The sequence below is a fragment of the Streptomyces sp. NPDC056503 genome, from assembly GCF_042794995.1.
Lineage (GTDB): Bacteria > Actinomycetota > Actinomycetes > Streptomycetales > Streptomycetaceae > Streptomyces.
In genome coordinates this window covers 9,580-13,202 of the sequence record NZ_JBHTST010000189.1, presented here as the reverse complement: position 1 = coordinate 13,202, position 3,623 = coordinate 9,580, and the positions used below count along the sequence as shown (strand labels likewise).

The window sequence follows — 3,623 nt, the reverse complement described above, 5'->3', positions numbered from 1 at the left end:
GCCCGGGGGTCCCGGTGCGGCCCGGCCATCGAGGCGCGAACCGGCTCGCGGTCGGGCACGCTACTTCCGCGAGCGTTCCCGCAGGACGTGGTCGGTCGCGTCGCGCACCGTCCGCAGCTTCTGGGCCTCGTCGTCCGAAATCCTCACGCCGAACAGCTCCTCGGCGGCGACGACGACCTCGACCATGGACAGCGAGTCGACGTCCAGGTCGCGGCCGAAGGTCTTGTCCAGCTGGACGTCCCCGACCGGAACGCCCGTGATCTCGTGGAGGATCCCGGCGATCCCCGCGAGGACCTCCCTCTGGCCGGGGGACGGTGAGCCCGACGGGGACGTGCCCGCCGGCGCCGTCGTCGGGGCCGCCGCCGTGACGCGCACCGTCGGCGTCCGCTGCCGGAGCCGCTGCGGACCGACCCACCGGGCCCACCAGCCACGGCGCCTCGGCACCAGCGGCGCCGGTCCGGACGGCGGGTGCCCCGCCGGGCCGGAGGCACCGGGCCGGGGGACCCGGCCCAGCTGTTCCCGGCATTCCGCCATGCTGGGGCGCTCGTCCGGTTCCAGGGCGGTCATGCGGGACAGGAGCGCGTGGAGCGGCGGAGTGAGCCTCGCGCGGTCGGCGGCGGAGAGCTGCGCGGCCGGGCCGCGCTTGCCGGTGATCTTCTGGATCAGGACCAGACCGAACGCGTACACGTCGGAGGCGGCGGAGGCAGGGGCCCCGGAGAGCTGCTCGGGGGCCATGTAGGCGGGGGTTCCCGGTGAGAAGGCGGCCGTGACGGTGGTGAGGGTGGAGAAGTCCCGGGCGATCCCCAGGTCCATCAGCACCGCCTGGCCGTCCGCGCAGATCATGATGTTCGCCGGCTTGATGTCCCGGTGGACGATCCCCATCCCGTGCATGTACGCGAGCGCCTCCGCCAGGCTCACCGCCGTCCCGACGACGGAGTCCACCGGTTCCGGGGCCGTGCCCTGCTGCCAGGTCGAGCCGCTCAGCAGCTCCATCACCAGGAAGGGCACCCCACGGCCGGGGCCGGTGGCCGTCCCGGCGTCGTGGACGGTGACGATCCCCCGGTGCCGCAGACGCGCCAGCTTGCGCGCTTCCGCCGTGAACCGGGCTCCCGCCTGGGGATCGTCGGCGAGGGAGGTGGCCAGCTTGACCGCGACCTCACGCCCGAGGGTGTGATCCGACGCCTTCCAGACCTGCCCGAATCCCCCCGCCCCGAGCAGGACCTGCAACTGGTAGCGACCCTGAACGATCTCGCCCTCGCGCACCGGCACCCCTGAATCCTCGACGGTCGGTCATCTCGTCAGATCATGCCGACCGCGACCGCCCTCCACACCGGATTCCGCCGCATCGCGACCCGACGGCCCGCCGGACAGCGCGGCGCGCAGAAGCGTCGCCGTGGCCCGGTCGGCGGGGTGGAACGTCGCGATCGCGCTCTCGTCGAGGGTGACATCACGCGGCGACCCGAACACCGTGGTGGTGTAGAGCAGCGACAGTTCGCCCTGTTCCGTGGCCAGGCGCGGGGGCACCACCAGATCGTCCGCGTGCACCGCGCCGTCCGCGCGCCGCGCGTGCGCGAGCCCCGGCGAGGCGGGCGGAACGCCGTCCCGGCCCTCCGGGGCGGGAAAGGACTCCAGTTCGGCCAGGTCGGCGAACGCCCGCTCGGGGTGGGCCGGGGCGAAGCCCGCCGCCAGATAGAAGGCGTTGCGCTCCCGCAGCGGGACGTCGAGCTCGTCGCACAGCCGCCGGATCATGTCCCGGCTGGGATTCGCCCGCCCCGTCTCGATACAGCTCAGGTGCCGGGCGGACAGCTCCGCGGCGAGCGACACGTCGAGCCGCGAGCGCCGCCGCCGCTCGCGCCAGCGCCGTACGAGCACCCCGACCGGTTCCGTGGCCGTCGTCATGCCCTCAGCCTGCCCGCGGCCGGGAGGGACGGCGATGACCCGCGAGGTCATCGACACGCGACGAACGCCTCCCGCACCCTCGAACCACCGCCACCACGGCGGTCGCGGACCCGGACACCGGGTCCGCGCCCTCCCCGGAAGGGAACCAGCCATGTCCGAGCCCGCGACCGCCCCCGACCAGCCGCTTCCGAGCAGCCTCCCGGAGACGGCGACGTCGACGGAGACGGAGGCGGTCCTCGACCGCGCCCCCGAGGGCTTCGACCCGGCCGCGCACCACTGACGGGTACGCGGCCGGCCACGGCGCGGGGGCGCGGGACGCGGTGGCGTCCGTGCCGTCTCAGCGGCAGCGGGCCGTGAAGCCGTTGGCGGCGAGGCCCTGGCAGAAGGAGGTCCTGGCCGCGCCGTACCGGGAGAGGCGGGCGTCCACGAACCAGGTGGTGTCGGGCGGGAAGTCGAAGCTGCCGTCGTCGACGCCGTCCCAGCCGTAGCGGAAGTCGAGGTCGATGTAGACGACGGAGCGGATCACTCCCCGGAGGTCGTGCTCACCGGGCAGGTTGGGGATCGGCCCCTGGTAGTCCATGAGCGAGAAGAGCCGCCTCACCCACTGGTCGCCGCGCTGCTGTTCGAGCCCGTCGCCGGTGCCGCCGTCGGCCGTGAAGTTCATCATCCCGGCTTCGGAGAGCACGACCGGCTTGCCGTGGTCACGGGCGAACTTCACCAGCTTCAGCACGTTGGCGTCGTGGTCGAAGGTGCGCCAGACGGCCGCCGGGTTGCCGTGGGAGTCGGTTCCGACGTACGCGTTGCGGCACTGGCTCGTGCCCACGTCGTAGTTCTGCGGCGGAGTGCCGTTGTACAGGTAGCCGCGTTCGTACATCGGCAGGCACAGTTCGTGCGCGAAGACCGACACGCCCATCCAGTCGACGGCCGCGTCGCCCGGGTACATCGCCTCGAACTCGCCGCGCACCGGGTGGAAGACGTATTCCAGGTTGTGCGCGACCGAGCGGCCGTCGAGGTGGGCGGCGAGGCGGGCGAAGGCGTTCTTGTACGAGGAGCAGCTCGCGTCCGTGCAGTGGTAGAAGGAGCTGACCTCGTAGTCGAGGCGCAGCTTGAAGCGCGCGGCCGGGTGGGCGTCGGCGAAGGCGACCAACCGGTCGAGGGAGGCGGTGTGCCCGCCCGCGGCGATCTCGGCGGTCACCGCCCGCGAGCGCGCGGCCTTGGCGTTCTCGTCGCCGCCGGTGAAGCCCGGCGGGTTGTCCTTCCAGCTGATCCCGACCTGGATCGTCTTCCCCTGCTCGGCGAGCATCGTGGCGTAGGCGCGGTGGGCGTCGTTCACCCAGTCGCCGCCGCGCAGCTCGTAGTAGACCGAGCCGCCGTCGGCGTTCTGGCCGAAGGTGTGGAAGTCGTCCCAGGCGGCCCGGGTGGACTGGCCGATCAGCAGTTCGGGTGCCGGGGCCGAGGCGCGGACGGTCGCGTCGGCGCGGGCGGCGGGGCCGCCCGGCAGGACGGTCAGGACGGCGAGGGCCGCGACGGCGAGAAGGTGCGCGGCGGTTCTCGGAAAGCGTGTGCTCGGCATGTGCCTGCTCTCGTCTGTGACGGGGACGGGGACGGGGACGGGGCGTGGGATGCGGCGCCGGGGGCCGCCGCGGGGGGGGGCCCGCGCCCCGCCGGGGGGGGCGGGGGCGGGGGCCCTCCCGGGGTTGGTCGGGGGGGTGGTGAGGGGGGTG

At 73.8% G+C, this 3,623-nt stretch carries 4 protein-coding genes; 1 reads left to right on the top strand and 3 read right to left on the bottom strand.

What is annotated here, in order from left to right; all coding sequences use genetic code 11:
* Positions 1 to 60: 60 nt before the first annotated feature.
* Together ACFQ8C_RS34390 and ACFQ8C_RS34385 are read right to left on the bottom strand one after the other, a co-directional pair.
* Positions 61 to 1,269 carry an acyl carrier protein gene (locus ACFQ8C_RS34390; RefSeq protein WP_383465469.1) on the bottom strand — a complete coding sequence of 403 codons (1,209 nt, stop codon included), beginning with the start codon at positions 1,267 to 1,269 and terminating at the stop codon, positions 61 to 63.
* 21 nt (positions 1,270 to 1,290) lie between these two features.
* On the bottom strand, positions 1,291 to 1,899 hold the full coding sequence (locus ACFQ8C_RS34385) for a multiprotein-bridging factor 1 family protein (protein WP_383465467.1): 609 nt from the start codon (positions 1,897 to 1,899) through the stop codon (positions 1,291 to 1,293).
* A gap of 151 nt (positions 1,900 to 2,050) precedes the next feature.
* Between ACFQ8C_RS34385 and ACFQ8C_RS34380 the strand changes: the two genes are divergently transcribed.
* Positions 2,051 to 2,179 carry a hypothetical protein gene (locus ACFQ8C_RS34380; RefSeq protein WP_383465466.1) on the top strand — a complete coding sequence of 43 codons (129 nt, stop codon included), beginning with the start codon at positions 2,051 to 2,053 and terminating at the stop codon, positions 2,177 to 2,179.
* Between the two features lie 57 nt (positions 2,180 to 2,236).
* Here ACFQ8C_RS34380 and ACFQ8C_RS34375 read toward each other — a convergent pair whose 3' ends face one another.
* Complete coding sequence (locus ACFQ8C_RS34375) at positions 2,237 to 3,472, bottom strand: hypothetical protein (RefSeq protein ID WP_383465464.1); 1,236 nt, start codon at positions 3,470 to 3,472, stop codon at positions 2,237 to 2,239.
* Positions 3,473 to 3,623: the final 151 nt, after the last annotated feature.

Excerpts from the sequence above, each read along its gene's own strand:
- ACFQ8C_RS34385 (WP_383465467.1), bottom strand. The coding sequence starts at position 1,899 with ATGACGACGGCCACGGAACCGGTCGGGGTGCTCGTACGGCGCTGGCGC.
- ACFQ8C_RS34380 (WP_383465466.1), top strand. The coding sequence starts at position 2,051 with ATGTCCGAGCCCGCGACCGCCCCCGACCAGCCGCTTCCGAGCAGCCTC.
- ACFQ8C_RS34375 (WP_383465464.1), bottom strand. The coding sequence starts at position 3,472 with ATGCCGAGCACACGCTTTCCGAGAACCGCCGCGCACCTTCTCGCCGTC.